This window comes from Acinetobacter sp. UBA5934 (assembly GCF_002430855.1).
GTDB lineage: Bacteria > Pseudomonadota > Gammaproteobacteria > Pseudomonadales > Moraxellaceae > Acinetobacter.
The window spans coordinates 6,547-6,878 of record NZ_DJDC01000104.1 but is presented as its reverse complement, the minus strand read 5'-3'; the positions used below and the strand labels follow the sequence as shown (position 1 = coordinate 6,878).

The 332-nt window shown below is 41.6% G+C and carries 1 protein-coding gene; it reads left to right on the top strand.

Annotation, left to right across the window (positions count from 1 at the left end):
• A partial coding sequence (locus tag B2Y23_RS07450) for a transposase (RefSeq protein ID WP_291369967.1) occupies nucleotides 1-332 on the top strand: 332 nt, incomplete at both ends.

Sequence of the window (332 nt, the reverse complement as noted above, 5' to 3'; positions counted from 1 at the left end):
ACAACCAATAATGTCAGTGATTTACAGGTGCTTGGTGATTTACTTGATCAGATTCCACAAGATGAGCGGATTGACTCTGTTTATACCGATGGAGCTTATGACACCAAGCAATGCCGTCAGGTCATTGCAGATCGGCAAGCGCATGCGGTGATTCCACCTAGAAAAAATGCGAAACCATGGAAAGATACAAAGAGTAGCTCGCTAGAGCGAAATGAATTACTTCGAACAATTAAACGTTTAGGCAGGACGCTATGGAAAAAATGGTCAGGCTATCATCGGCGAAGTTTGGTTGAAACTAAGATGCATTGCATCAAATTATTAGGAGATAAACT